This is a genomic window from Pseudoalteromonas sp. P1-7a, assembly GCF_001401855.1.
In the GTDB taxonomy this organism is placed as follows: domain Bacteria; phylum Pseudomonadota; class Gammaproteobacteria; order Enterobacterales; family Alteromonadaceae; genus Pseudoalteromonas.
The window spans coordinates 123,425-149,721 of the sequence record NZ_LKDU01000006.1; the positions used below are offsets into that span (position 1 = coordinate 123,425).

A 26,297-nucleotide genomic window follows, 5' to 3' on the forward strand; every position below is an offset into this window, starting at 1 on the left:
ATTACTTGTCTCTAAGGAGAGATAGCACATGAACAAATTAGCAGGTTTAGCTTTATTAGGCACTTTAATTACACTTACGGGCTGTGAAGATGCCCAACAAGCACAAGAAGATGCAAAAGATAAAAGCGCACAAATGCAAGAGCAGCTTGGTGATACATGGAACGATGTAAAAGATAAAGCCAACGAGCTTAAAAACGATGAGTCGTTAAATGAGCTACTTGAGCAAAGTAAAGCGATGGGCTTAGACATGTACGACGATGGCAAAGAAATTGCCGTTGATGCATGGATAAAAAGTAAAGAAGCCGCAGGCGAGCTAACTGAAAAAACAAAGCAAAAAGCGCAAGAAATTGCACAAGAGATTGAAGAAGCTCGTGAAGCGCATTCTCAAGAGCAATAAGCTTTAGTAGTTTTACTACTTAAAGATTAGTACCTTACAAAAAGGCTGCAAATATAACTATTTGCAGCCTTTTTAGCTTTATATACAAAAATGTTTTGCGCTATAAAATTAAATTGCTTCTTCGTCTTCTTCTGCTGTACGGATACGCACTACACGCTCAACATCAGTGACAAATATTTTACCATCACCAATTTTGCCGGTTTGCGCTGTTTTTACTATTACTTCTATTGCGCGCTCAACGTCTTCATCGGTTAGTACAATATCAAGTTTAACTTTAGGTAAAAAGTCCACCATGTACTCAGCGCCACGGTAAAGTTCTGTGTGCCCTTTTTGACGGCCAAAGCCTTTTACTTCACTTACAGTCATACCCGTAATACCTACATCTGATAAGGCTTCGCGTACATCGTCTAACTTAAAGGGCTTGATGATTGCTTCTATTTTTTTCATGCTCACTACTTATTAAAGCTTTAGTTGCCTCGATTTTAGACAATCATGGGGTTCATAGCAAACAAAGCAATTGAATTCGATGATAAAACAACCGAGCATGGTATAATTACTTACAAGTCCAATTTATAAATATTCTCAACTCGCTATAACAATAACAAATGTAGTAGGTGTAAAAAATATGAAAAAATTCCAAACCGGTTTAACTTTATTAGAGCTTATGGTGGCAGTGGCCATAGTGGGTATTATTGCCTCTATAGCGCTTTGGGACAGCAGCGATATGCTTGAAGAAAACCGCGCTGAAAACTTCTTACTTGAACTAAAACGTAATATTAGTTTTGCCCGTTCGCAAGCCGCCAGTACAGATGAAATTGTTGTTGTATGCCCTACCGGTCAAGGTAAAATTAAAAACAGCAAAGATACTTTCAATTGCAACAAAAAGTGGGACGAGAATAAGATTATTGTTGTGTTTATCGATTTAGATAACGACGGGCACTATAATGGTGCTACCGATACATTGCTGAGAGTAATGGAAGAAATTTCAGATAACGACAAACTAACCTTTACAGGCAATGAGCGTCGCTTACGATTTAATACCAGTGGACGAATTACCACTAACCCAGGTGACTTTGTTTTTTGCCCCAATGGTGGTACTGAAAATAATAAAGCCCTTACTTTATCGCAATCTGGCACCGCTTTTTATGCCGGTGACAGCGCACTCAAATGCGGTTAAAAAATATACAATTTAAGTTGTCATATTTTTATCATTTACTACACTGAGCTAATACATTTTTTGACTCAGGGCTTCAGGGATGAGGTTATCTACCCAAACTCAGGCTGGCTATACGCTTTTAGAATTGATGGCATCTATTGCTATTGTGAGTATTGTTAGCCAAATTTCTCTATCGGTTTTTCCTGACTTTTTAGCGAAAAACCGCGCCGATAACCATGTTAGTTTGCTGCACCGAAACATTAATTATGGCCGCCTTTACGCCATTGAAAATGGCACTTATGTTACTTTGTGTGCTTTAAAAAATAATCAATGCACTAAAGATGAGTGGGATGGACAAATGTCGTTATTTATTGATAACGACAAGTCTACATCATTAGACACCGACGACTTGTTAATAAGCACTTTTGAAAAAATCCATAATGCCGATTCTATGCAGTACCCCCGAAGTGCAATTACCTTTCGGCCCGATGGCTCTTTAAATGGTTTTCAAAATGGAACATTTATATACTGCCCAAATAAAGAAAAAGCCAACCTTGAGGGGCTGGCTTTATCTGTTAGTCAAACAGGGCGTATACGAATTAAATCAACCGACAAATGTCAGCGCGACTAGTTAACCAGATTAAGTTAACGTCCCCAACAGTACTCAACGTCTGAGTTACCTTTAGTGCCTTTTGCGCCTTTATAGCCCGTATCAGTGATTGTAATTTGTGTGCAATCACCGTCGCCTTTTACTGCACCTGCAATAGGTTTAGCTGTAATTACAAAGGTATTGTCGTCCTCTTCCACATCAATCGACAGCTCAAAATGGCCGTTTTCTGTGGTGTCTTGTATACCTAAGTCTGAAAATGACTCTGTGTACTCACGATTGTCTACAAAGTATTGCTCTTGTTTGTTTGCAGCATCTAAAAGCGCTGCTGCAGCCTCTGCGCGAGATGAGCGTTTTACATACTCAGTATAATTAGGCAGTGCTATTGAGGCTAAAATACCTACAATAGCCACGGCTATCATTAACTCTATCAACGTGAATCCGCGTACGTGTTTATTCATTAATATTCCTTAATCATCAATTTCATCATTCTCTTCACGTTTATAAATATAGGTTTGTTGGGTTTTAAAACCAAACCCTACATTATCGTCGTCATTAACTAATTGTACTGTACCATCTACAACCGTTAAGCCTGGGCCCATTATTTCTACTGGCTTCATTGGGTTTTGCGCATTTTCGCCTTTTATCCCCGGCCCAATTAGGTAAAACTGGCTTTCTTCGGTCACTTCAATGGTTGGGTTATCATCACACATGCCATCACCGTTGCCATCTGCACACGATGGGGCTTCACCGAAGTACAATTGTGGTGTATCGGGTACATCATAACTAGTGGTAAACTTTAGGTCATCGTAGACTTTGGTGCCATAATGTAGATGGAACGCATATAACGAGCCGCCACCGCCACTTAACGAACATTGGTTCTCTGTGGAAGTTTCAGATGAAGGTGTAAAGCTTGTATAATAAGCGACACCGCCAACCACTGTTGCAGCGGCTAAAGATTTTTCGCCCGTGCTTAACTCATAACGCCACCCTTTGAATTTAGCTAAATCAACTTCTAAATCAACAAACTCATCTACATCGTCTAATGCATTACCAAACGGGTCGCTGTTCATTAGCATTAGATCTGCTGGTTTAATCGCTGCTGGTGCAGTCGTGAATGACTGAGTTACTGTGTTTTCGTCTCTTATCATAAACAGTTGATCGTCTTCATTGGTCCCGGTGGGTTTTGAGCGGTTACCGCTACCAATCACAATCGCGTCATAAGGTGTATCTAAACGTGTAATAACTGTTTCGCCATTAACGGTTGTTTCACTTACCTTGCTATATAGTGTGCGCGCCACCATTGGTTGATAAAAAAAGCGACGGTCTTGGCTTGCTAAACTGCTACCTAGTTCTGCAAGTTTAAAATGCGTAAAATTACTGGTGCTAGTGCCTGGCATGTCAATACGCCAAATATCGCCCCCAGTATCGGCAGCATAAATTCTGTCAATGTAACCATCGTAATCTGAATCAAGCGTAGATACATTTGCTGCAATAGAGTGCTTACCTTTAAATCCGTTTTCGCTTGGTGTTAAAGCCCACACTTTTTTGCCTGTTTCGGCTTCTACAATATAAATACCACGACCTACAGAATCTTCACTTCTCACCACGGCATCTTTATTCGTGTCATACCCTGCACCAAAAACAAGTAATGGTTTATCGCCAAATGCTTTTATGTAGGCTATTTGGGGTTTTGACCACGTTTGAGCAAGCTCTTTAAAATCGCCTTTACCACCCTCTATAGGATTATCCCATAGTTTTTTAGGCTGATCGGGGTTAGTGATATCAAAGGCATAATAGTTTTTCCCGCCACGGCGCATGCCTGCAAACGCCCACACGTCATCACCATCGCTCGCATCAACAATACCATCATTGATGCCATCATCATTTAAGCTTTTATCACTAAAGTAAACACTGATTGGGCCGTCCATACCATAGAGTTTACCGGTGTTTTCATTGCGTAAAGGCTGAATAATATCGTAAAGATCGGAGGGAATGAATGCCCAACTTTCGGTTACTTGATTATTAGTATCATCGTCTTTAAACATATGTAAAAAGCCGGCATTAGTACCAATCAATATGCGTATGTCGTTATTACCATAGTCGATTGCTACGGGCTTAGAGTGTAAAGGGTCACCAAAAATATCACTACGTTGATCGGTGTTAGAGCCATCGTTATCTTCATCATCAACATCTATTCCCATTGCCCATTTTATATCAGAACTGGCTAGGCTAATCGGGTTGTTAGTTACTAAGTCTAAAATGTCGCTCACAATACTGGTTGTAAACTCAACTATATCGCCTTGTTTATCGGTATAGAGGTTACGTCTGCCCTCAGCGGGTGAGCCTGTTAATGAAGACAAGTGATAATTTACTCCCCCTTGTGCTACTAAGTTACCATCAGCAGACTGGCCATCTGGCAACCAAAATGTTTTAGCATCAGTATCGATTAAACCATCAGAGTCAAGCGCGGTGTTGCCAACTGAGTCGACTATTTCACTGCCTGATACTTTTAATTTTTTTAAGTTACCGCCCCAGCGTGTGTTTGTTTCTGGATAAAACATGGCAAAGTAAATGGCATCACGGCTACGTGTTTGGTCTACGTTGTTACTTGCTACCGAAGGCGATGAAAAGCTATCGTTAACTTCACGAATGCGAGAAATTGCACTATTTAATGAGTTAGAGAGCTCGTCAGGTGTACTCGCTGGTAAGTTTTCACCGCCACCTAATAAGGCTGCACGCCTTAATAACTCTTGACCTTCGTCACTCATGCCAGACCCAAAACCTATGGTGTATAAGCGGCCTGTTTCGTGAATATCAGCAGTAGCAGGGTATAAATCAACAGTAACATCACTTGTACCATGAATAATTTTGGCCATTTGGTGTAAATAATTACTGTAATAACTATCGGTGTCCCAGTTTAATGGCTCTCCAAAGTACTTTTCGTGTTCATCACTAATATCACTATCGCTGCCGTTATCATTAGATGGATCACCATCGGTCATGTAAATGATGTTGATTGAATTATCACAACGAGCCGCTTCAGCTTCACTGTCTGCAAATGGCGATATATATGTATACTCGTAATTATCTCTGACTATATTTTCACATTCATACACCCAACCTCGACGGCGATTCCAAACCCATTCACACTCAACATCTGTCCATTGGCTACCCGTGCGTAACTCTACATTTGTATCACGCTCTGCAGTGGTAACCCCCTCTCCGTATTGAACCTCCTGTCCAGTGATATACAAATATGCTTCCCAAAGCGTCTCTGTCAGTGGTGTCCCCCCATCTGCTGGTAACCCTGCGATAGAAGTACGTACTACTGATGAATCACTACCAACTCCATTTACAACATATCCTCCGGCTGAATTTCTTTCAAAGCGCATTAGGCCAAAATCGATAGTGTCTTCATTATCTAATACCACTTTATTCATCGCGAATTGCGCAGCTGCAAGGCGGCTGTCTATACACAAGTTATACAAACCTAAAAAATTATTATAACCACAGTTATTACCATTAGAGGATGAAAAAGCCATACTGCCTGAGGTATCAAATATAAGTAAAACCCTTGGCTTTTCTTCCACATCTACATCGTGGTTTACATACAACTCTATATCTTCGGCAGCAACATAGCTGCTTAAGGTGATGCCAATTAAAGAGGCGAGAACTTTATTCGGTTTCATCTTTAAATCCCCTTACTTATACTGGCCATTTCTTGAGCAACACCGGTTACAATTGTAAGTTCGTGTTTTGCTTTAGAGCCATATTTTATAGTGGTAGAAACTTGCAACATATTGCACGATATACCCGCAGTAAAATTAAATCGGCGTGGGCATTCTAAATCAAGTGCCCCCTGATTAAGGTTTACCATTTTGCTTTGCATGTCGTCATGCGCGGCGATGACCATTCCCTCATCGTCTGCGCCTGCATGAGTTGAGACTTCATCTGGCGTTAAAAAAAACTGATTAGCGGCGCCTTTACTTGCTTCATCAGAAATCATGCGCTGTACCTCACCAATAAGCTCATTTTCAGCCACTTCACGCTCTTGGGCAGCATTGGTAATTTTTATGTCAACGCTACTACTGCTCATTAATGTAACGGCAATACCCGTTACTGCAATAACCATAATGAGGGCTGTAATAAGCACTACACCTTGTTGTTTATTTGCGTGTTTACTTAGATACGCCATAAATTTGCTCCCACGTTATTTAAACGAATGGTGGTGGTAAATACTGTTCTTCTGTAAGAGTCATTAAAAGTAAGCTCTCGAGCGTCTTCATCTTCACCTAAAGTATATGTTTGATTTTTTATTTTAAGTCCCGGATCTGGCTGCAATGCTCTTACTAATAAAAAAACTTGTACTGTTAGAATGCTTTTGCGGTTTTCCCAATCAGTGTGTTGCATGTCCTTAATGCTTCGGTAAGAGTCTACACGGCTATCACTATCTGTATCTAAACCAAACACAAAGCGCATATTTTCAACGCCCTCCATAATGGTTTCGGCCTTCATATTGGCGCCATTTAAGCGTTTTCGCATTAATGCTGGGACTGTAAGGCTTTTATTATTTACCGTATAAGTTTGCTCTGCGAGGTAATAAACATGATGGCTATAGGGCCACACCGTGGCATTTACGTTTAAACTACCAGCAGCTACAACGCCTCGGGTAAATTCTGCGCTTTCTTGCTCAGCTATAAAATAGTTCTCACCCGCTTGTGTTTCATTCGTTGCACCATCAACAGTGAGCTGCTCACCTTGTAAAAACTTAATTTGTAAAATATCAGTCCCTGCAATTGGCTTAGTTATACAGCTAAGCTCGCTTGTTGAACTGGCTTCTTTTGCATAAATAGTTCTGAAATTACTAGAAGATGTTAAATCTGGAAAGCTACCGTTATTAAGCCCCTCAAAGCAATCTCCACCAGGGGTAGCAAGCGTTTGTGTGTTTGCTGCCGTGAACGAATCATCATAATAAGTTCCCCAAAAGCCTACCTGCTCAATATCGCGCTGCATAATATTAATTGCTAAGCGACCAGACTCTTGCAATTCACCTATTGTCATTGTGTCTTTTGTGGTTACCTTCATACCAATATAGGTAAACATCACCCCACCTAAAATAAGCCCACCAATAAATAATGAAATCATCATTTCTATTAGTGTAAAACCTTTTTCTCTCATGTTAGCTCCTTAGGTATATATAGCTATTTAATGCAACCAAGCGGCGTTTTTTGTCATCAGTACCACATTTAAGCGCTTTGGTTTCATCATTAGCATTAAACTCTTGACGACCTTGCCAAGACACTATGACCTCAATATTAAAGCCACGCCCCCCCGTGCCTGCTGCAGCCGTAGGGTTTATACACACTGTGGCATCATCAAGTGTGCCAGTATTTTCGCGTGCACGAATGGCGCGTTTCCATTGTTGTAAATCGAGGGCTGCAACTTGCGCTGCAGTGCACGACCCACTAAAACACGCAGTAGAGGTAGATGTTGAGGTTTTGCTCGTGAATGTTTGCGTATATAAGGCAACGAGCTGTGCGGTATCATTTGCTCTAATGCGTTGAATAATGTCATTTCCTAACGCGACTGCTGCTGCGCGCTGCATAGAGTCAAAGCTTGCCTGCTTAGCTTTTGCCTGCAGTGCAACAGCGCCTAATAAGCCAAAGCTTAAAATAATAAATGCAATTAGCACTTCAATTAAAGTGAAGCCTTTTTGAGGTTTTTTGTGAGGTGAATGCATAGTAAAACCAAATCAATTTTATCTGATTATAAGTTTATGCATTAAAAAATAAGATGCAATGAGTACTAGGATAAGCGGTTAAATTTGTTGATAAACGGTAAACAAAGCTACTGTAATATACTTTTTACTGTTTTTAGTTCTCGCCTACTCACGTTTAATTGCTCCTTACACCCAGCGAGTTCTACACTATGCACACCTGAATTTAGGGTGTGTAAGGCAACAAGCCTTTGCTTATTTATCAGTGTATTTCTGTGAATACGCAATAATTGCGTTGGGAAGCGCTGCTCAAGTTGCTTTAAGCTTTGCTCAATTAACGCCTCGCCCCCTTCAAATACCATATTGGTGTATTTTTCTTGAGCATTAAAATAATATACGAGATCAAGTTCAATACTTTTAATCGTACCGCCAAGCTGATAACTAATTTTTGTAGACTGCTGCGTTTGCATGTGTGCTTTATTTAAACGCCCTACCTGTGCTAATACTTTATCTAGCGCTTGCTCAGTGACTGGTTTTACTAAGTAGCCTGCTGCACTGAGCTGTAATGCATCAAGTGCATGCTCTGGATAGGCGGTCACAAATACTATCGCTGGTGGCACACTTAAAGTATTAAGTTGCTGTGCCACTTCTAAACCATTGATCCCGGGCATATCTATATCTAAAAACACCAAATCGGGTTGAACCTGCTTGATAAGGGCAAGCCCCTGTGCGCCATTATCCCCTTCACCCTGTACTAAAATATGCTCATTGTGCTGCAGTAAACGTTTTATTCTAGCGCGAGCAAGTGGCTCATCATCAATAATTACAACATTCATTAGGTATTCTCAAACTGTTTAGGGATCACCACTTTTACTCTAAACACATTTTCTTTGTGCGTGACTGAAAGCTGTGCTTTTTCTTTGTAATATATAAACAATCGCTGGCGAATATTTTCAAGCGCCATACCGTTATTTGGTCTTGTTAACGCCTCAGTATGAGTAATCGGATTGGAAACAATCAATGTTAAGTATCCCGTTGTTACATGCAGTTCTACATTAATAACAGCCCCCGTTTCACTGGGCTCTACCCCGTGGCACACCGCATTTTCTATTAACGGCTGAAGGGTTAAGCACGGAATACTAATATCGGGCAAGTCAGCAGGCAGTTGCCAGTTAACCTCTAAGCGGCTGCCAAAGCGCCATGTTTCCAGCGCAACATATTGTTTTGATAAGGTCAGCTCATCCTCGAGAGAAACGCGTTGCCCTGAACGCATAGCTGCTTGCGATAACGCTGCAAGCGCAAGAATTGCTTGCTCTGCAGCATCGGCATCGTGGTGTGTTAGCTCAGCGGCGGTATTCAAGCTATTGTACAAAAAATGTGGGCGTATTCGGGCTTGTAAAGCGTCAAGCTCTGCGCGCGAAAGCGCTTTTGTTTGCTGCTCTTTTTCAAAATAAATCAGTAAAAACTGTACAAATAAAGCCGTAATCAAAAAAACAATTAAGCAGTTTCGTAGTACAAAATAAATACTCGTTTCATTATTTGCAATATCTAAAAAGTAGCGGGCACACAGCGCACTGAATAAAGCGGTACTGACTAAAAAGGAAATAAAAAAAGCAAAAAGTTGAGTGGTTTGCGGCTTTTTTTGTAAAACACGCTGAAAAGAGTATAAAGCAGAAATACTGACCAGCACGGTCATATGAGAAAATAAACTAATTACGCCAAGGCTTTGCCAGCTATCCCCCTCAACAAAAGGAGCAAATGCTAAGATGGTAGCAACAACTTGGGTAACAATAAGCGTGGCAAGTACCCCTCGCTCATTAAAAAGAGCCGAAAAAAGCAATGTTTCACCTTGCGGCAACTTGCTCATAACGGCTCTCCTTGTAATCTAAATAATTAATTTATATAGATTAACGCAGCTCAACAGGAACGGCAAATACGATATTCTCTTCTTCACCTGGGTTTTCAACTACCTGCGTACCGCCAAGCTCTTTTAAGCGCGCAATAACTTGTTGAACAAGCACTTCTGGCGCAGAAGCCCCCGCAGTTACTCCCACAGCGCTCGTGTTAGCAAACCACTGTGCTTCAACATTTGTTGCATCATCGATTAAATAAGCGGTTGTGCCCATTTTATCTGCAAGTTCACGTAAACGATTAGAGTTAGAGCTGTTTTTTGCTCCCACAACTAAAAGCACATCAACTTTATCTGCTAAATCACGCACCGCATCTTGTCGGTTTTGTGTGGCATAGCAAATGTCATCTTTACGCGGGCCATCAATTGCTGGGAATTTTTCGCGCAGCGCATCAATTACATCTGCAGTGTCATCTACTGAGAGCGTTGTTTGGCTGCAATAAAATAGGTTATCAGCATTTTTAACGTTAAGTTTGGCAACATCTTCTGCGGTCTCTACAAGGTAAATACCACCGTCGTTGTTGTCATACTGTCCCATAGTCCCCTCAACCTCTGGGTGACCATGGTGACCAATTAAAATACATTCAATACCTTTGCGGCTCGCACGTGTTACTTCCATATGCACTTTAGTAACTAATGGGCATGTTGCATCAAATACTTTTAAATCTCGGCGTTTAGCTTCTGAGCGTACCGCTTGCGATACACCGTGGGCGCTAAAAATAACAATGCTGTCATCAGGTACTTGGTCTAGCTCTTCAACAAATACGGCACCACGGTTTTTTAAACCATCTACTACGTAGCGGTTATGCACTACCTCGTGGCGTACGTAAATTGGCTTTTCAAAAATATCTAAAGCGCGCTCTACTATGCTAATTGCACGATCTACCCCTGCACAAAAGCCTCGCGGATTCGCTAATAAAATATCCATTAGCCTTGCACCTCAATAATATCTACTTCAAACGTTAAGCGTTGGCCCGCTAACGGGTGATTAAAATCGATAGTAACCGACTCACCTTGTACTTCGCGTACCAGTCCTGGCAGCTCAGTACCATCTGGCTGAGTAAAGGCAATAATTGCGCCGACTTTAGCTGGCGTTTCTGCACCAAATTTACTGCGTTCTACATAGTAAATATTATCTGGATTAGGTTGGCCAAAAGCATCTTCTGGTTCTAGCTCAAACGTTTTGCTTTCGCCTGCGCTTAAACCGAGCAAACACTTTTCAAAATTAGCCGTTAAGCTACCATCACCCATCGTTAGCTTGGCTGGTTTATTATGCACCTTTGTTGAGTCTGCGGCAGAGCCATCTTCTAGTTTAATAGAAAAGTGAAAAATAACCTCTGAGTTTTCACCAATTACAGCTTGGCTCATGCTTTATGCTCCTTCGGACTTTCGCCTGTAAAGGCATCAAATAATAATAATGCGGCACCAATACAAATTGCACAGTCGGCAATATTAAATACTGGAAAATGCGAGTTTTTATAAAACACATGTATAAAGTCAATTACATAACCATAAGCAACGCGGTCATACAAATTACCAATAGCGCCAGCAAGTACTAACGCATAAGCACTACATAATATTTTATTTGTCGCTGGTAAGCGCTTTAACCACCATACTAATAGCGCGCTAATAGCAATGGCAATAAAACTTAAAAACCAACGTTGCCAGCCACCAGCTTCACTTAAAAAACTGTAGGCCGCTCCATAGTTATGTACGTAGGTAATACTAAAAACAGGCAGTAAATTAATCGACTCTTGATAAGCCATGGTATTTACAACAAGTGTTTTAGTGGCAAAGTCTATTACAAGCAGTAATAGACTTAACCAAAGCCACACTAAACCACTTTTTTGGGCTAGTTTGCTCACTGAGTAAAACTCCTAAGCGAATTGACGCTTTTCACCTTCGCCGTCAACATTGCTTACACAACGACCACAAATTTCAGGATGTGCAGGCTCAGAGCCTACATCGTCGCTGTAATGCCAGCAACGCTCACATTTAGTTGCATCTGTGGCTGCTACGCTAATGTATAAACCTTCAATTTCGGTTGTTTGTGTATCACTTGGCTGGCTATCTACTGCAGATACAGTAACCGCAGAGGTTAGTAATACAAAACGTAGCTCATCACCTAATGCTGCTAACTTATCAGCCAATGATTTTTCGGCATATAAGTTAACACTTGCTTGCAGCGTTGCGCCAATCACTTCTTCTTTACGGGCTGCTTCTAGTACACGGTTTACTTCGTCACGTACATTTAGAATCGCTTGCCAGTCATCGTTGCTAAATTGGCTGTTTGTCGGTGCATGTAAACCGTCGTACCATACCGATGTAAATACGTAATCGCTACGCTCGCCCGGTAATGCTTCCCAAATTTCTTGCGCTGTAAAGCTCATAATTGGCGCCATCCAACGCGTCATTGCTTCTGCAATGTGGTAAAGCGCCGTTTGACAAGAACGACGTGCATGACTGTCGCTTTTTGCTGTGTACTGGCGGTCTTTAATTACATCTAAGTAGAATGAACCCAGCTCACCTGTACAGAAGTTCATTAGCTTTTGCGTTACTAATAGCATTTGGTAGCTATCGTAGGCTGCTAAAATTTCTTCTTGTAATTGGGCGGCACGGCCAACAATCCACTTATCAAGCTCAACCATGTCATCAACAGCAACTTGGTCTGTTTTAGGATCAAAACCACTTAAGTTAGCTAATAAGTAACGGCTTGTGTTACGAATACGACGGTAGCGATCGGCAGAGCGTTTAAATATTTCATCCGATACGGTCATTTCTGCCGTGTAATCGGTTGAAGCAACCCATAAACGTAAAATGTCAGCGCCAAGTTTGTTCATCACATTTTGTGGTGAAATAACGTTGCCTAACGATTTTGACATTTTGCGGCCGTTTTCATCTACGGTAAAGCCATGCGTTAGTACTTGCTTGTAAGGAGCGTGACCGTTAATAGCAACTGAGGTCATCATTGATGACATAAACCAACCACGGTGCTGATCAGAGCCTTCTAGGTATAAATCCGCTGGGCCAACTAACTCTTCACGTGCATCAACAACAGAGGCATGTGTTACGCCCGAATCAAACCATACATCTAACGTATCTTGTACTTTCATGTATTGCTTGGCATCGTCTTCGCCTAACAAGGTGGCAGGCTCTAGGTCATACCACGCTTGAATGCCTGACTTTTCTACTAGTTCTGCAGCTTGTTCTATCAGTTCTTGCGTATTTGGGTGTAAAGCACCGGTGTCTTTATCAACAAATAAAGCAATTGGCACACCCCAAGTACGTTGACGAGAAATACACCAATCTGGGCGACCTTCAACCATGTTTGCAATGCGGCTTTCGCCCCACTCTGGCAACCATTGAGTGTTTTTAATTTCGCTTAACGAGTCTTGGCGTAAGTTAGCCTGATCCATGCTTACAAACCACTGCGGTGTAGCACGGAAAATAATAGGTGTTTTGTGGCGCCAGCAATGCGGGTAGCTATGCGTAAGCGCATGATGGTGCATTAAGGCACCACGCTCTGTTAATACATCAATTACACTGGCGTTTGCTTTAAATACGTGCTGACCTGCAAATAATTCTGTATCAGGTAGGTAAACACCATTAGCGCCTACAGGGTTTGCTACTTCAAGATTGTAATTTAAGCCTGCCGCGAAATCTTCTTGACCATGACCTGGCGCAGTATGAACCACACCCGTACCTGATTCAGTAGTAACGTGATCTGCTACAATGACCGGTACATCAAAATCGTAAAATGGGTGAGCAACCTGTAAATTCTCTAGTGCTGCACCTTTAACATAACCTAGTACGTGGAAATGATTAAACCCGTAACGGTCCATTGCATCTTTAACAAGCTCTGAGCCTAAAATTAAACGTTGCTGCGACCCTTCATCATCGACTTGTACTAAGGCGTACTCTAAATCTGCATGAACAGCTACTGCACGGTTAGCGGGTAAGGTCCACGGTGTTGTAGTCCAAATAACAGTGCCTACACTGCCTTGTCCTTCATGGCCTTCTGCTAAATCAAAAGCTTTAACAACCGCGTCTTGATCTGCAAAAGTAAAGCGCACATCGATTGCTGGTGATTGCTTATCTTGGTACTCAACTTCTGCCTCTGCAAGTGCAGAGCCACAGTCTGTACACCAATGCACAGGCTTTGCACCTTTATGAAGGTGGCCATTTTTAATAATACGGCCAAGCACGCGAATGGCGTTTGCTTCAAAGTCATAGTTCATTGTTAGGTAAGGTTTGTCCCAATCGCCAAACACACCTAAACGTTTAAAGTCTACTTTTTGACCTTCAACTTGCTTTTTAGCGTAAGCACGGCATTTTTCACGAAACTCGCTCGCAGTTACTTTAACGCCAGGCTTGCCTACTTTTTTCTCAACCATTAACTCAATTGGCAAGCCATGACAATCCCAACCAGGCACGTAAGGGGCATCAAAGTCAGATAAAGTTTTAGACTTTACAATAATGTCTTTTAAAATTTTATTTACTGAGTGGCCTAAATGGATATCGCCGTTTGCATACGGAGGACCGTCATGCAAAATAAAGGTTTTTTTACCTTTTTTAGCGCTGCGAATTTGACCGTACAGGTCGTCTTCATACCATGCTTTAAGCATTTTTGGTTCACGTTGTGCCAAATTGCCACGCATTGGAAACTGTGTTTCCGGTAAATTCAAAGTATGTTTGTAGTCGCTCATTAATCCTACTTTCCGTATCTATCGGCTACCTAATTTAAACCAAAACACTGTTTTGCGGCGGCAACATCGGTTGCTATTTGTGCCGTTAACTGTGTTAATGTCTCGAATTTTTTCTCATCGCGAAGTTTTTCAATTAACTCCACGTGCATAAACTGTCCATATATATCGTGTGCAAAGTCAAAAAGGTGAACTTCTAACAAAGCACGCGTTCCATTAAAAGTGGGCTTATTACCAATATTGGCTACCCCATAAACCTGCTTGCCGGCAATGTTTGCTTTTACAGCAAACACCCCATTTACAGGGCAAACTTGGCGTTTAAGCGCTATATTTGCAGTTCGAAAACCAAGCTCTCGCCCTCTTTTCCAACCATGTATTACACGTCCTGAAATAGCATAATTATGCCCTAGCATTAACTTAGCATTTTCTAAGTCGCCTGCTGCTAATGCTTCACGTATTAGTGTGCTGCTTACTCTAGCATTTAATTGGCGAAAACTCGCGGTGCTTTTTACATCCATGCCCGCTTGTTTGCCCATACTGCGCAGTAAATTAAAATCCCCTTGGCGCTGTTTACCAAATTTAAAATCATCGCCTACTGTTAATGCTTTTACACCTAGCTTTTTAATTAAAATATCGCTAACAAATTGCTCAGCGTGCATATTGGCAAATTGTTGATTAAAGCTAATACAAATAACGCGCTCAATACCTAAGTTACTAAGCAGCTTAAGTTTATCGCGTAACCGAGTAAGTCGAGCAGGTGCATTATTTTTGGCGAAAAACTCTTGCGGCTGTGGCTCAAATAACATCACCGTACTGGGTAAGTTATGTGCTTTGGCATCCGCTAACAGCCCTTTTAACACTTCACCATGGCCTAAATGCACACCGTCAAAATTACCAATAGTCAATACGCAACCATAATGTTGCGCTCGAATATTGTGTATACCTCTAATTAACTCCATGCCACCTAATGCCTTTTTCAGCGAGTATTATTAACGAGTTTAAAATTGTTCAAAACCACAGGGCTGCCGATTATAATCTTTTTTTTAGTTTGATTCAGTAGTTGCTACACTTTTTATCGTATTTAGTCTTACGCCAAGTAAAAACAGCACTGCAAAGTAACTTATTGCAGCAACCACCAACAGTACAATTAACAACATTATTTGCTCATGAAAGTGCCATGTAGCCCAATAATAACGGCTACTGACATACCAAGTTAGCGCGCCCATGGCTAAGCTTGCCACTATGCATTTTATGGTAAAGCGTAGGCTCATAGCAGAGAACTGATACACGTTTTCTTTTTTTAGTTGCCTGTAAAGTAAAAAGGCATTGCAGCTGGCCGACATAGACGTTGCTAAAGCAAGCCCCAAATACCCAATAAATGGGGCTAACATTATATTGAATACCATATTAAGTACCAACGTAATAATTCCAATGCGCACAGGCGTTTTAGTATCTTGGCGCGAGTAAAAACCCGGCGCTAAGACTTTAATAAGCATAAAGCTAACTAACCCTACCGAGTAGGCGACCACCCCTAAACTTACCGCTTTAACATGATCAACATCCGCCTCCTTAAATGCGCCATGATCAAACAGCACAGTAATAATAAGCGGGCTTATAATCATTAACCCGACCATAGCGGGTATGCCTAAAAAGATGACAAAACGCACTCCCCAATCCAGCGTATGCTGAAAATCGCTGCGTTTTTTACTGCTATGTAATTTAGAAAGTGCAGGTAAAATAACAGTGGCAATACCAATACCAAATAAACCAAGTGGAAACTCAATTAATCTATCCGAGTAATAAAGCCATGCGATAGACCCCGTCATTAATAACGAGGCAATCATAGTATCGAGTAGAAGATTAATTTGGCTTATCGACACACCAAATAAGGCCGGCAACATAAGCTTACGCACTTTTTTAACGTTTTCATCTTGCCAAGCCCAGCGCGGGCGCGCCAACATTTTTGCGCGGTATAAAAATGGTAACTGAAACAACAATTGCACCACCCCACCCACAAATACACCAACGGCTAACGCATATGCCCCAACGCTAAATTTGTCGTGCAATAAAATAGCGCAGGTAATAATAGAAACATTAAGTAATACGGGCGTAAAAGCAGCCACTGCAAAGCGATTATATACATTCATTACTGCACCGCTAAGTGCCACTAAACTTACAAATAGCAAATACGGAAAGGTTAATTTTAGTAATGAGCTTGCTAGCACAAATTTTTCTGCATTGGGTCCTCCTTGCCACCAATCAATAAACCAGCCGGTTCCAAACAACGCGGCAATAACAGGTGAGGCAACAACGCCAAAAATAGTTACGCACAGTAAAATAGTGCCCAGCGTACCAGCCGCTTGTGCTACAAATAACTTAACTTTATCATCACCATGGTGTTCTTTAATTTCGCTAAGTACAGGCACAAAAGCCTGAGCAAAAGCCCCCTCTGCAAATAGACGTCGTAAAAAATTGGGAATACGGTTAGCAAATAAAAAAACATCGGCAGCAGCACTTGCACCTAATAAGTTTGCAACGACGGCATCTCGTACTAACCCTAAAATACGCGATATCATTGTCATAGCACTTACAATCATACCGGAGCGAAATAATCCTTTTGACACCTTAAACCTACTTAAAAACCTTTAATTGAGGCAATTATGCCACAGTCTTTTTTATAAATCGCTTTAAAGCACTAGGCTGGGCGTCTGTGCTTTGTTACAATAGCGATATTAACTGCTGAAGCGGCAAATTGATGTTCGTTATAAGGAGCAGTTTTTCTTGAATTGTTAAATTTACATTGACATTCATGATAAAAACAGGCATATTCCACGGCCTTTAATTTAAGCTTTATTTAAGATTGTTAGGAGCAAACCTTGGCTAACATCAAGTCTGCAAAAAAACGCGCTATCACTAGCGAAAAAAACCGTCAGCACAACGCAAGCCGTCGTTCAATGATGCGTACTTACTTCAAAAAAGTAACCGCTGCTATTGAAGCTGGCGATAAAGAAGCTGCACAGCAAGCTTTCTCTGTTGCTACACCTATCCTAGACCGTTACGCAACTAAGGGTCTAATTCATAAAAACAAAGCAGCTCGTCATAAGAGCCGTTTAGCAGCTAAAATTAAAGCGCTATAATTTGTTTTATGATTAAAAAACCGGCTTAGGCCGGTTTTTTTATGTCTACAGTTTAGTGCTTAAAAAATGACTAAACGCTTTCTAGATCGGGATAAAACTTTTTCAACATGGCTGCTATTTTTTTAGGTGTAAATGGCTTTACTACAAACCCTTTAGCACCTTTATCAATGGCTTCTTTCACGTTTTCTACTGCTGAATGGGCCGACACCATCACCACATTAGTCTCAGGGTTAATATTATTAATTTGCGCGATTAACTCTTTACCATCACCATCAGGCAGTTCTATATCTAAAAAAATCATATTGTAATTAGCAGCCTGGCATTCGCTAATACACTGTTTAGCCGTTGAAGCCTCTTTAACGTTTTCTATTCCTAAGTGCATGAGCGTTTGGCTCAAAAAACTACGCACTGTGCTAACATCATCCACTATTAAAATTGATAGCTGCGTATCCATGTATCTTCCTCGTAGGCTAAAAGCATTGTATAAGTTATTATATAACTAGATATTTAATCATTTTATTATAGAGACCTAAGCTCAAAAGGCCAGATTTGCTTTATGTCAAACAATACAAAAAAACAATCATTGCTTGGTAAAACACCACAAAAAAGAAAACCCCCTGTAAAAAAGCCTCGCAATAGGTCGCAAACAGCACCGCAATCTTCAGCTAACCCAATAGCTCCCCCAGCAGAGCAGCCAGTAAAGTCTAAAAAAGGGTTACTTATTACGTTGGCTATAATTTTTGCTGTAGCCATTATTTTTCCAAAACCAACTTTGCTCACCTATAAAAAATTAGGGTTAGTAAGCGAAAGTATTTATTGGCCTGGCGTTTTTGGTTATGGCCGTACACTGCTTGACTCAAACTTACACCCGCAACTAGACGAGAAGCGTAATGCCCTTTATTTATGCGCAGATATGAAGGTGCCGCAAAACTGTCAAAAGTACCAACTAATAAAAAATAATGGCTTTTTTGCTGCATTGACTAGCTACATTTAACATTAAAAAAACTAATCTGAAAATTTAAAATTACTTGGTTGAAAGGTGTGCAAAAGATCACCATAATGGCGCTCCTTTTTTCAACAACTGAACTATTGAAACGACCATGCTAAACGAGCTAGATTGGCTTTTAAACACTGTATTACTTGCACTAGGACTAGGTGCATTCTTTATTAATAATATAACAATACTGCGCGTTGCCGCCATTAGTGCGTGTGGACTGTTATTTTTGTCTTTTAGCTTGGATTTGATGTCGTCGAGTGTTATTTCGAATATGAGTTTAGTGTTGATCAATACATTTTATTTGTTCAAAGTGTATACGTTTGGGCAGTTTAATGTAACGCAGAATTAACATTTCCCCTTAGAATATTTTATAGCCCAGCCTTGCTGGGCTTTTTTATTTAAAAAATTAAAAGGTTTGGGGAACAGATTGAACTAAGATAATATTTACCGCGTATTAATCCTCATTTAGGTCTTACTATGTCTTTATCTGATTTTGATTTATTTTTATCTTCTATGGAAGATGTAACACCTATAAACCACGATACTGTAACTCCTCTTGCAAGTAATCCCAGTGTCACCCTTGCACAACAAGAGAAACGCAAAGCTGCTGAGCTTAGCCTCGCGAATGATGAAAATTACTTACAAACTGAGCATGTAGAACTATTAGACCCACATGCATTATTAAGCTTTAAAAAAGACGGTGTACAAAGCGCTGTTTTTAAAAACTTACGCTTAGCAAAGTACCAAGTTGATGCCACATTAGACTTACATGGCCAGCTACTTAAAAATGCCCGTACAACATTATTTAACTTTATCACTGATTGCCATCAACGAAACATTCGTGTTGTATTAGTGCGCCATGGTATTGGCATAAAAAATAAAGCGAAGCCCGGTATACTTAAAAGCTATGTTAATAAGTGGCTACAGGCGCTACCCGCAGTTTTAGCTTATCATACCGCCCTCAAACATCACGGTGGCAGTGGTGCAACCTACGTATTACTTAAAAAAAGTGATGAGAAAAAACACGAAAACCGAGAGAACCATGCTAAGCGCTATTAACTAGCTTGTTGCTAGATAATTAAAACAAGCTAAAGCAATTGTAAGGTTATATGAAAGGAGGGATACTCTTGAACATTCAGGCTTAGCCATGAATGAATTAAAAGAGTTCCCTTTTTAGAGCATATTGAAGAGTGTAACTACTCACTTTGCGTTGACTGTGCGTTGCCACTTTGAGGTAACTGATCGGCACTCGCTTGGTTTAACCAAGCAGAAACGCCCAACACAATAATAGAAACCACCACTAAACTTAGTTTTACTCCGCCTTGACTTGATTTCATACGTCACTCTTATTATTTTTATTTTGGTGTTTAAATTCTACATTAATTAAAATTACAAATGTTAACAAGGTGTTTTCTAAACCAATTTGTTATCTATTAATAACCTTTTGTTCTATTAACACGATTGTTTAACTTAAGCCCCCTATTTAAGCGATTAATATTCTCTGCTATTTGTATTGCCACACTATTTAAGTCTGATATTGCTGCGCAATGTGGTGTGATAGTCACTTTAGTGTGCTGCCAAAATGGGTGTGAACTCGGTAATGGCTCCTCAGTGAACACGTCTAGGGTTGCTGATCTTAGATTATCTGAATCTAAAGCTGATAATAAATCCGATTCAATAATATGCTGCCCTCTTGCTACATTTATTACGCAGGCGTGTTTGGGAAGCTTTGCTAATAATTGTGCATTTATGATGCCTTTCGTCTCGTCAGTTAGTGGCAATAAACACACTAAAAAATCTATTTGAGGTAACATTTCATCAAGCCCTGTTCCAGTGTATAGCTTAACATGTTGACTCTCTTTAGCCGTTTTAGACCATGCGCTTAGCGTAAAGCCATTAATAAGTAGCTTATCTGCGCATGCTTTTGCGAGTTCACCAAACCCCAAAATACCGACATGCTTATATTTGTAACCGCGTTTGGGTTTCCAGTTACCTTGCGATTGCCTAACAAAGTACTCTTGTAAGCGTAGCTTTTGAGCTAACACATGGGTTAGTACATACTCTGCCATATCGTCAGCTAGTTGTTTATCTACAATACGCACCACATCTACATGCTCATGTAATAGCGACAGATTAATACTATCCACACCAGCTCCAAATGAAGAAACAGCTCTTAAATTAGGCAATTGTTGCCACAAGTCATTTGGGGCATTCCAGGCGAGTACAAACTCTACATCACTGGGGTTTTTACACGATGGCCATTCTTCAATGGTCTCATTTGGTAGCAACTCAGTTAGCCTTGCGATTAACTTTGTATTATCACGCCCTGTAATGGCAACTAAAACTGACATGTAAACTCCTAATAAGCTTAAATAATTTTATATTTCTCACTGAGTAAATGTACTCTTGGTTATTTACTCTTTAAAAAGTCACACTACTGCAAAGTAAATGTCACACCCTTTTTTTACTCTAAACAGGATGGCGAATAGGCCAAATTGTAAATGAGGTTAATATGATAAGCGTTGATAAAGTAATAGCAGCAAACTTACCACAGTTAGAGAACTCCCCTAAAGTAAAAGGTTTAGTTAAAAAAGGGCTTGGCTACTTATTACATGAACAAGAATTTGTTGCCTTTGGCGATGCTTACCCTCATTTACAAGGGCTAGAATTTGTTGAACAAGTACTTGATGAACTTGACTTTGATACCCGCTACAAACCAAAGCAAATTGAAAATATACCCAGCGAAGGTAAATTAGTAATTGTAGCTAACCATCCCATTGGCTCGCTCGACGCGCTCGCACTGATAAAGGTACTATCAAGCGTTAGGCAAGACTTAAAAGTGGTTGCTAATCGCATGCTAATGTCTGTTACCCCTATGCATTCATTGCTGTTGCCAGTAGATAACTTATCTGGAACCAGTAAAAAACAAGAATTAGGCAATATTCAAAAACACTTAAAAAATGAAGGTGCTTTGTTAATTTTTCCTGCCGGCGAAGTCTCTAGATTAAGCCCTACCGGAATTAAAGATTGCAAGTGGAACAGTGGCTTTTTACGCATGGCTAAAAAAGCAAACAGCCCTATTTTACCTATTTATATAAAAGCTAAAAACAGCCCACTCTTTTATGGTACATCAATGATTTACAAGCCGCTTGCGAGCTTATTATTAGTAAAAGAAATGTTTAAGCAGCGACAAAAGTCATTAGAGTTTGAAATTGGCGCTTCCATTCCGCCTGAATCATATTTAATCGAAAATTTAAAAGATAAAGAAATCGTTAACCTCATTCGCAAGCAACTTTATCGCCTTACCACTAAAAAGCCCCTTCCCCTTAAAACCCAAACCCCTATTGCAATACCCGAGTGCCGCAAAGAGCTAAAAAAAGCCATAGAGAGTTGTCAGTTATTAGGTAAAACACAAGATGGTATGCATATTCATTTATATCAATACACGGGTAGCTCAGCGGTGTTTAGAGAGCTTGGGAGGCTCAGAGAAATTGCCTTTCGAGCGGTAGGTGAAGGCAGCGGTAAACGCCGCGATATTGACAAATATGATATGGATTATCAACACTTAGTGCTATGGGATCCTACGCAATTAGAATTAGTGGGGGCATATCGCCTTGCTTGTGCAAAGGAAATAATAAATAAACATGGCCGAGAAGGCTTATACACCGATAGTTTATTTAGTTACACACAAGCAATGCAACCGTATTTAGAACAAGGTATAGAGCTTGGTCGCAGTTTTGTGCAACCTAAGTATTGGGGGCGAAAAAGTTTAGACTACTTGTGGTATGGTATTGGTGCATTTATTAAAAACTACCCGCAATATCGTTACTTATTTGGCGCAGTTAGCGTCTCTAACGCCTTGCCTGAACAAGCAAAAGCCATGCTCGTGTATTACTATCAACATTATTATAAATCAGAGCAGCACCTCGCCACCCCTAATAACGAGTTTAAATTAAGCGAACAACAACTTACTCAGTGTAAAACTGTTTTTAATGGCAATGATGTAAAAGAAGACTTTGTAGAATTAAAACACGTACTGGCCAATATGGGTGCACACGTTCCCACCCTATTTAAACAATATACCGAACTGTGTCAGCCTGGTGGCGTAAAGTTTTTAAGCTTTAGTATCGACCCCGACTTTAACAACTGTATTGATGGGTTAGTGCTGGTAGACTTACAAAACGTAAAAGAAAATAAAGCTAAGCGCTATTTAGGTTAGTCAAACAGCGAGGTAATTCTCGCTGTTTATTTTTATAAGGCCTATTTATGGCTAAAAATCCGCGCTAATAAGTCGGTATAAATGGCCTCAATTTTAAGTAAATCCTCAACTGGAACATGCTCGTTTACCTGGTGAATGGTACTATTTTTAACTCCGCACTCAATAACTTGGGTATGCTGGTTTGCAAAAAATCGCCCATCAGACGTGCCACCGCTGGTACTTAACATGGGGTAGTTTCCTGTTTGCGCATAAATGGTGTGCTCTAACTGCTGTAATAAACTCCACCCGTTTGTTGGTGCTGTATAATAGGGCTCACACGCTCGCTCCCATTCAACATCAAGGTGCTGAGCGTACTCACTCAGTGCCGCTGATATACACTGCTTTATTGTACTGCTTGTATAACCATGGCTATATCGCACATTAAAGGTAATTTCGCACTCACTAGGCACTAGATTATCAACAACATTATTTATATTAATACCAGTCACTTGCAAGGTGGTTTTAGAGCTTGGCTCATCTTCAGGCCATGTTAAATTGCTTAAACAATTTACAATATTACCCGCAATATGCGCCGCATTTATAGTGTTCTGCGGGTAGGCAACATGTCCAGTCTTGCCATGTACTTTTATACGAGACGATATAGCGCCTCGGCGACCATTTTTAATTGTATCGCCTACGTGTGCAGAGCTTGTCGGTTCACCAACAATACAGCCATCAAGTTGTATATTATTTTTTGCAAGGCACGTGGCTATTACCTCTGAGCCAAATTCTGCCTCGCCTTCCTCATCGGAGGTGATAAGCCAGTAAAAACGCCCTTTTTTATTTTTTGTATCATTTAATAGTGCCTTAGTGGCACCTAGCATAGCCGCCACGCCACCTTTCATATCAGCAGCGCCACGCCCATACACGGCATTATTAATAATATTGCCGGCAAAAGGCGGACTTAACCAGTTGCCCGACTCTGCAGGTACAACATCAATATGCCCAGAAAACGCAACACAAGGCCCTTCTAGCTCAAAATTAATGTAGGCAATTAAATTGGTAACGTCTTCACACATAAACTGCTCACAGTTAAAACCAAGCGCAGCTAACTCATTGCTAAGCCAATCTATGGCACCGCCTTGGTGAGGCGTTACAGATTCAAACCTAATAAGCGTTTGCGTATTTTTGACCACCGCGCTTAAAGGTTTACTTACACTGTTTTGCGATACTTTTGCAAAAGACATAACAACACACTCAATAACCATAAGAGAGATTATTAAAGCGCGCTAATATGACCAAATAATGGCAAAGTTAATACAGTGCGATGACTGTTAAATACATAGCAGTGTCAATTAATTAAAATACTTTTTGCAGCAACTTTAATCTAAATCAATAAAAGGATTCACATGCTTCAAACATTTTTGAAACTTTGATCTAGAACAGGTTTTTAACGCTCGGAGGTTGTAATAATAGCGGCAATCAAAAAGTAGTTATTGGAGCACAACATGAAAACCCAAATCAGCATTGCATTACTTACCTCTTTACTAGCTATGACCCCTACGGCACACGCTAACTTAAGCATTAATGTTGGCGCTATTAATGTAAATCCAGATAACAGCAGCTCGGCCATTAACGAAGCGCCAACACTGGGCCTTAAAGGCGACTCTGACACGCAGCTAGGTATTACAATCGACTATGCATTTAACGATAAGTGGGTGGTAGAACTTATTGCCGCTACGCCGTTTTCGCACGATGTAAATGGCGCGGGTGGGCTAGCGGGCAGTAAGATTGCCGACATAAAACAGCTTCCGCCATCATTGGTTGCGCAATACCACTTTTTAGATACCAGTTACGCGCTACGACCGTTTATTGGTGTAGGGTTAAATTACACCACCTTTTTTGACGAGCAGCCTTCACAAGCGCTAAAAGCAACCCTAGGTACTGATGATGTTGAAGTAAAACTCGATGATTCGTTTGGCTTTATAGCACAAGTAGGCGCTAACTATAAAATCGATCAACATTGGGGGCTACATGCTATGGTATCAATAATTGATATAGATACCGATGCCACAGTGTATGCAAACGGAGCAAAAGCCCTTACATCAACCGTTGAGCTTGACCCAGTCGTTGCTATGTTTGGTGTAAGGTACAACTTTTAGTTAAGTGTGCAGTGCCTATGTTCTATGTGTTTAAGGCCGAAAGGCCTTATTTTATGAAAATTATTTAGGCAGGTTATTCACCTTTTTTTGCTCAAGCATTTCTTTCCAATGCATAATTTCAGCTGGCAAAATAGGCGCCACGCCATCAAACTCGGCTACTTCAAGCATTTCTTCAATAGAAACTATGCCTTTTTTGTTTTTAAACACACCACGCACATACGCTATAGCGTGCAGGCCACGCGCAGAATGAAATTTTTGTTCAATGTAAAAATATTTATGATCCCACCCCACCAGCCGGGTACTGATGGTATAACGCTGCATAGGTTTAATATCGCGAATATAAGTGATGGCTGTCGCATTAACTATTGGAAACCAACGGCGCTTCATTACTTGTTTTAATAAGCCTATTCGCTCAATCATCCAGGTGCGCGACAAGTCCATCATCGCCAAATAACGCGAATTTGTTAGATGCAGGTTTATATCGCAATCTGTGGGTAGTGCTTTGTAATCAATATCTACCGTATCAAGTAACTGTTGGTAGTCACGGTTGCGCTTAATTTTAAAAAATAATAAAAGAAGTCTAATATATAAGTTCACGAGAAGGTCTTACCAGTATAAAGTTAACTCAGTGTAACATAACCACTTGTTAAGGCGAATGTTCCGTTTTACTCTCAAATTATAAATATAAAAAAGTCATAGTATGAAATATAAATTAGCGACACTTTTTACCATCAGTTTATTATGCATTAGCCCCAGCGCATTGGCCGATTTTACAATTAAAGGCTCAGGCGCGGTGAGTTACCCCACAGGCATAGAAAAACCATTTAATTTTGGGTTTGCATGGCAGCAGCAACTGGGTAAATTTACAATAGGAAATAAAAGCTACGATATGTCGCAATTACCTAATTCATACTCGGTGGCAATCACGTTAGCTAAAGATGATAGCCAAGTGTGGGTACAAGAGTTTAATAATGGCTTTATTGAAACGTTTGAATGGCATATAGGTAAACATACTGTCAGTCTAAAAAAGCAGCAATTTAAAGACCCCGTAAAAGGCAATTACGTGATTGAGCTCAATGGCCGCAGTTACTTTTTTACTCGTAATAACGCAAGCATAGTGATTAATTTTGATGAAAATGGCATAGAAACAATCGCCATTGATGGAGTTACAAAAAACATGGGCACTAAAAACTAGGGCGTGTTGACCTTTGCGGATTGAAATTTGTTCAACCTAGGGGCGATTAAATCGCGGCGCGAGGTTTGTAACCTAGTGGGCTCGATAACTGCTCCTGCGTTATTCTAATGACTTACA

The 26,297-nt window shown here is 40.5% G+C and carries 29 protein-coding genes; 10 read left to right on the plus strand and 19 right to left on the minus strand.

The genetic code is table 11. The annotated features are described in order from the left end of the window. The first annotated feature begins 28 nt into the window (after positions 1-28). Complete coding sequence (locus AN389_RS06570; RefSeq protein ID WP_055015819.1) at positions 29-397, plus strand: hypothetical protein; 369 nt, start codon at positions 29-31, stop codon at positions 395-397. Between the two features lie 108 nt (positions 398-505). Here the strand turns inward: AN389_RS06570 and AN389_RS06575 are convergent, their stop codons facing one another. Continuing rightward, positions 506-844 (minus strand): P-II family nitrogen regulator, encoded by a 339-nt coding sequence (locus AN389_RS06575; protein ID WP_004588371.1) that lies wholly within the window; start codon positions 842-844, stop codon positions 506-508. A 178-nt stretch (positions 845-1,022) separates the two neighbouring features. Between AN389_RS06575 and AN389_RS06580 the strand changes: the two genes are divergently transcribed. Together AN389_RS06580 and AN389_RS06585 are read left to right on the plus strand one after the other, a co-directional pair. Continuing rightward, positions 1,023-1,574: a GspH/FimT family pseudopilin gene (locus AN389_RS06580; RefSeq protein ID WP_055019479.1), complete on the plus strand. Its 552-nt coding sequence runs from the start codon at positions 1,023-1,025 to the stop codon at positions 1,572-1,574. Positions 1,575-1,653: 79 nt separating this feature from the next. Continuing rightward, positions 1,654-2,184: a GspH/FimT family pseudopilin gene (locus tag AN389_RS06585; RefSeq protein ID WP_055015821.1), complete on the plus strand. Its 531-nt coding sequence runs from the start codon at positions 1,654-1,656 to the stop codon at positions 2,182-2,184. Between the two features lie 14 nt (positions 2,185-2,198). On the opposite strand, the gene AN389_RS06590 is transcribed toward AN389_RS06585, so the two are convergent. The 13 genes from AN389_RS06590 to murJ all read right to left on the minus strand — a co-directional run bounded on the left by AN389_RS06590 (position 2,199) and on the right by murJ (position 17,073). Then, positions 2,199-2,621 (minus strand): type IV pilin protein, encoded by a 423-nt coding sequence (locus AN389_RS06590; RefSeq protein WP_055015822.1) that lies wholly within the window; start codon positions 2,619-2,621, stop codon positions 2,199-2,201. 9 nt (positions 2,622-2,630) lie between these two features. Further along, the gene (locus AN389_RS06595) at positions 2,631-5,852 is read right to left on the minus strand and encodes a pilus assembly protein (protein WP_055018093.1); all 3,222 of its coding nucleotides are present in this window, start codon (positions 5,850-5,852) and stop codon (positions 2,631-2,633) included. 2 nt (positions 5,853-5,854) lie between these two features. Beyond that, positions 5,855-6,358: a hypothetical protein gene (locus tag AN389_RS06600; RefSeq protein WP_055019480.1), complete on the minus strand. Its 504-nt coding sequence runs from the start codon at positions 6,356-6,358 to the stop codon at positions 5,855-5,857. Then, complete coding sequence (locus AN389_RS06605; protein WP_055019481.1) at positions 6,346-7,341, minus strand: PilW family protein; 996 nt, start codon at positions 7,339-7,341, stop codon at positions 6,346-6,348. Before AN389_RS06605 ends, AN389_RS06600 begins: the two co-directional genes overlap by 13 nt. Before the next feature lies 1 nt (position 7,342). Continuing rightward, the gene (pilV, locus tag AN389_RS06610; RefSeq protein WP_055019482.1) at positions 7,343-7,903 is read right to left on the minus strand and encodes a type IV pilus modification protein PilV; all 561 of its coding nucleotides are present in this window, start codon (positions 7,901-7,903) and stop codon (positions 7,343-7,345) included. A 107-nt stretch (positions 7,904-8,010) separates the two neighbouring features. Next, on the minus strand, positions 8,011-8,715 hold the full coding sequence (locus AN389_RS06615; RefSeq protein WP_055019483.1) for a LytTR family DNA-binding domain-containing protein: 705 nt from the start codon (positions 8,713-8,715) through the stop codon (positions 8,011-8,013). After that, on the minus strand, positions 8,715-9,746 hold the full coding sequence (locus AN389_RS06620; protein ID WP_055019484.1) for a sensor histidine kinase: 1,032 nt from the start codon (positions 9,744-9,746) through the stop codon (positions 8,715-8,717). Before AN389_RS06620 ends, AN389_RS06615 begins: the two co-directional genes overlap by 1 nt. A 40-nt stretch (positions 9,747-9,786) precedes the next feature. After that, positions 9,787-10,716 (minus strand): 4-hydroxy-3-methylbut-2-enyl diphosphate reductase, encoded by a 930-nt coding sequence (ispH, locus tag AN389_RS06625; protein WP_055015829.1) that lies wholly within the window; start codon positions 10,714-10,716, stop codon positions 9,787-9,789. Next, positions 10,716-11,156: an FKBP-type peptidyl-prolyl cis-trans isomerase gene (gene fkpB / locus AN389_RS06630; RefSeq protein ID WP_004588360.1), complete on the minus strand. Its 441-nt coding sequence runs from the start codon at positions 11,154-11,156 to the stop codon at positions 10,716-10,718. Before fkpB ends, ispH begins: the two co-directional genes overlap by 1 nt. Beyond that, positions 11,153-11,653: a signal peptidase II gene (lspA, locus tag AN389_RS06635; protein WP_004588359.1), complete on the minus strand. Its 501-nt coding sequence runs from the start codon at positions 11,651-11,653 to the stop codon at positions 11,153-11,155. Before lspA ends, fkpB begins: the two co-directional genes overlap by 4 nt. Before the next feature lie 12 nt (positions 11,654-11,665). Continuing rightward, positions 11,666-14,494 (minus strand): isoleucine--tRNA ligase, encoded by a 2,829-nt coding sequence (ileS, locus tag AN389_RS06640; protein ID WP_055019485.1) that lies wholly within the window; start codon positions 14,492-14,494, stop codon positions 11,666-11,668. Between the two features lie 29 nt (positions 14,495-14,523). Further along, the gene (ribF, locus tag AN389_RS06645) at positions 14,524-15,450 is read right to left on the minus strand and encodes a bifunctional riboflavin kinase/FAD synthetase (protein ID WP_055018089.1); all 927 of its coding nucleotides are present in this window, start codon (positions 15,448-15,450) and stop codon (positions 14,524-14,526) included. Between the two features lie 84 nt (positions 15,451-15,534). Continuing rightward, a complete protein-coding gene (gene murJ / locus AN389_RS06650) occupies positions 15,535-17,073 on the minus strand; it encodes a murein biosynthesis integral membrane protein MurJ (protein ID WP_055015841.1) in 1,539 nt (512 codons plus the stop codon). Between the two features lie 294 nt (positions 17,074-17,367). On the opposite strand from murJ, the gene rpsT reads away from it, so the two are divergent. Beyond that, positions 17,368-17,628 carry a 30S ribosomal protein S20 gene (gene rpsT, locus AN389_RS06655; protein ID WP_004588355.1) on the plus strand — a complete coding sequence of 87 codons (261 nt, stop codon included), beginning with the start codon at positions 17,368-17,370 and terminating at the stop codon, positions 17,626-17,628. Between the two features lie 70 nt (positions 17,629-17,698). Here the strand turns inward: rpsT and AN389_RS06660 are convergent, their stop codons facing one another. Then, the gene (locus tag AN389_RS06660; RefSeq protein WP_055015832.1) at positions 17,699-18,082 is read right to left on the minus strand and encodes a response regulator; all 384 of its coding nucleotides are present in this window, start codon (positions 18,080-18,082) and stop codon (positions 17,699-17,701) included. A gap of 102 nt (positions 18,083-18,184) precedes the next feature. On the opposite strand from AN389_RS06660, the gene AN389_RS06665 reads away from it, so the two are divergent. From AN389_RS06665 to smrA, 3 genes are all read left to right on the plus strand, one after another. Then, a complete protein-coding gene (locus AN389_RS06665; protein ID WP_055019486.1) occupies positions 18,185-18,622 on the plus strand; it encodes a hypothetical protein in 438 nt (145 codons plus the stop codon). Between the two features lie 106 nt (positions 18,623-18,728). Next, positions 18,729-18,974 carry a hypothetical protein gene (locus AN389_RS20655; RefSeq protein ID WP_082429328.1) on the plus strand — a complete coding sequence of 82 codons (246 nt, stop codon included), beginning with the start codon at positions 18,729-18,731 and terminating at the stop codon, positions 18,972-18,974. Between the two features lie 128 nt (positions 18,975-19,102). Further along, the gene (smrA, locus tag AN389_RS06670) at positions 19,103-19,684 is read left to right on the plus strand and encodes a DNA endonuclease SmrA (protein ID WP_055019487.1); all 582 of its coding nucleotides are present in this window, start codon (positions 19,103-19,105) and stop codon (positions 19,682-19,684) included. A 137-nt stretch (positions 19,685-19,821) separates the two neighbouring features. Here the strand turns inward: smrA and AN389_RS20535 are convergent, their stop codons facing one another. Both AN389_RS20535 and AN389_RS06675 read right to left on the minus strand, forming a co-directional pair. Next, entirely contained in the window at positions 19,822-19,962 is a 141-nt protein-coding gene (locus tag AN389_RS20535) for a hypothetical protein (RefSeq protein WP_162838342.1), read from the minus strand. A gap of 96 nt (positions 19,963-20,058) precedes the next feature. Beyond that, the gene (locus AN389_RS06675; RefSeq protein WP_055015835.1) at positions 20,059-20,976 is read right to left on the minus strand and encodes a glyoxylate/hydroxypyruvate reductase A; all 918 of its coding nucleotides are present in this window, start codon (positions 20,974-20,976) and stop codon (positions 20,059-20,061) included. Positions 20,977-21,137: 161 nt separating this feature from the next. On the opposite strand from AN389_RS06675, the gene AN389_RS06680 reads away from it, so the two are divergent. Beyond that, on the plus strand, positions 21,138-22,844 hold the full coding sequence (locus AN389_RS06680; RefSeq protein WP_055018087.1) for a lysophospholipid acyltransferase family protein: 1,707 nt from the start codon (positions 21,138-21,140) through the stop codon (positions 22,842-22,844). Positions 22,845-22,885: 41 nt separating this feature from the next. Here AN389_RS06680 and dapE read toward each other — a convergent pair whose 3' ends face one another. Continuing rightward, on the minus strand, positions 22,886-24,070 hold the full coding sequence (dapE, locus tag AN389_RS06685; RefSeq protein ID WP_055019493.1) for a succinyl-diaminopimelate desuccinylase: 1,185 nt from the start codon (positions 24,068-24,070) through the stop codon (positions 22,886-22,888). Between the two features lie 261 nt (positions 24,071-24,331). On the opposite strand from dapE, the gene AN389_RS06690 reads away from it, so the two are divergent. After that, on the plus strand, positions 24,332-24,985 hold the full coding sequence (locus tag AN389_RS06690) for an OmpW family protein (protein ID WP_055019488.1): 654 nt from the start codon (positions 24,332-24,334) through the stop codon (positions 24,983-24,985). A 60-nt stretch (positions 24,986-25,045) separates the two neighbouring features. Here AN389_RS06690 and AN389_RS06695 read toward each other — a convergent pair whose 3' ends face one another. Next, complete coding sequence (locus AN389_RS06695; RefSeq protein ID WP_055015838.1) at positions 25,046-25,582, minus strand: thioesterase family protein; 537 nt, start codon at positions 25,580-25,582, stop codon at positions 25,046-25,048. Between the two features lie 103 nt (positions 25,583-25,685). Here AN389_RS06695 and AN389_RS06700 point away from each other — a divergent pair, with 103 nt between their 5' ends. Then, positions 25,686-26,180: a hypothetical protein gene (locus AN389_RS06700; RefSeq protein ID WP_055018086.1), complete on the plus strand. Its 495-nt coding sequence runs from the start codon at positions 25,686-25,688 to the stop codon at positions 26,178-26,180. Positions 26,181-26,297 lie beyond the last annotated feature (117 nt).

Coding starts and splice junctions, on each gene's coding strand:
- AN389_RS06600 (WP_055019480.1), bottom strand. CDS start 6,358: ATGGCGTATCTAAGTAAACACGCAAATAAACAACAAGGTGTAGTGCTT.
- AN389_RS06660 (WP_055015832.1), bottom strand. CDS start 18,082: ATGGATACGCAGCTATCAATTTTAATAGTGGATGATGTTAGCACAGTG.
- dapE (WP_055019493.1), bottom strand. CDS start 24,070: ATGTCTTTTGCAAAAGTATCGCAAAACAGTGTAAGTAAACCTTTAAGC.
- AN389_RS06595 (WP_055018093.1), bottom strand. CDS start 5,852: ATGAAACCGAATAAAGTTCTCGCCTCTTTAATTGGCATCACCTTAAGC.
- ribF (WP_055018089.1), bottom strand. CDS start 15,450: ATGGAGTTAATTAGAGGTATACACAATATTCGAGCGCAACATTATGGT.
- smrA (WP_055019487.1), top strand. CDS start 19,103: ATGTCTTTATCTGATTTTGATTTATTTTTATCTTCTATGGAAGATGTA.
- AN389_RS06680 (WP_055018087.1), top strand. CDS start 21,138: ATGATAAGCGTTGATAAAGTAATAGCAGCAAACTTACCACAGTTAGAG.
- AN389_RS06585 (WP_055015821.1), top strand. CDS start 1,654: ATGAGGTTATCTACCCAAACTCAGGCTGGCTATACGCTTTTAGAATTG.
- AN389_RS06580 (WP_055019479.1), top strand. CDS start 1,023: ATGAAAAAATTCCAAACCGGTTTAACTTTATTAGAGCTTATGGTGGCA.
- AN389_RS06675 (WP_055015835.1), bottom strand. CDS start 20,976: ATGTCAGTTTTAGTTGCCATTACAGGGCGTGATAATACAAAGTTAATC.
- AN389_RS20655 (WP_082429328.1), top strand. CDS start 18,729: ATGCTAAACGAGCTAGATTGGCTTTTAAACACTGTATTACTTGCACTA.
- murJ (WP_055015841.1), bottom strand. CDS start 17,073: ATGACAATGATATCGCGTATTTTAGGGTTAGTACGAGATGCCGTCGTT.
- pilV (WP_055019482.1), bottom strand. CDS start 7,903: ATGCATTCACCTCACAAAAAACCTCAAAAAGGCTTCACTTTAATTGAA.
- AN389_RS06665 (WP_055019486.1), top strand. CDS start 18,185: ATGTCAAACAATACAAAAAAACAATCATTGCTTGGTAAAACACCACAA.
- AN389_RS06615 (WP_055019483.1), bottom strand. CDS start 8,715: ATGAATGTTGTAATTATTGATGATGAGCCACTTGCTCGCGCTAGAATA.
- AN389_RS06700 (WP_055018086.1), top strand. CDS start 25,686: ATGAAATATAAATTAGCGACACTTTTTACCATCAGTTTATTATGCATT.
- AN389_RS06570 (WP_055015819.1), top strand. CDS start 29: ATGAACAAATTAGCAGGTTTAGCTTTATTAGGCACTTTAATTACACTT.
- AN389_RS20535 (WP_162838342.1), bottom strand. CDS start 19,962: ATGAAATCAAGTCAAGGCGGAGTAAAACTAAGTTTAGTGGTGGTTTCT.
- AN389_RS06575 (WP_004588371.1), bottom strand. CDS start 844: ATGAAAAAAATAGAAGCAATCATCAAGCCCTTTAAGTTAGACGATGTA.
- ispH (WP_055015829.1), bottom strand. CDS start 10,716: ATGGATATTTTATTAGCGAATCCGCGAGGCTTTTGTGCAGGGGTAGAT.
- AN389_RS06605 (WP_055019481.1), bottom strand. CDS start 7,341: ATGAGAGAAAAAGGTTTTACACTAATAGAAATGATGATTTCATTATTT.
- ileS (WP_055019485.1), bottom strand. CDS start 14,494: ATGAGCGACTACAAACATACTTTGAATTTACCGGAAACACAGTTTCCA.
- AN389_RS06690 (WP_055019488.1), top strand. CDS start 24,332: ATGAAAACCCAAATCAGCATTGCATTACTTACCTCTTTACTAGCTATG.
- AN389_RS06590 (WP_055015822.1), bottom strand. CDS start 2,621: ATGAATAAACACGTACGCGGATTCACGTTGATAGAGTTAATGATAGCC.
- AN389_RS06620 (WP_055019484.1), bottom strand. CDS start 9,746: ATGAGCAAGTTGCCGCAAGGTGAAACATTGCTTTTTTCGGCTCTTTTT.
- fkpB (WP_004588360.1), bottom strand. CDS start 11,156: ATGAGCCAAGCTGTAATTGGTGAAAACTCAGAGGTTATTTTTCACTTT.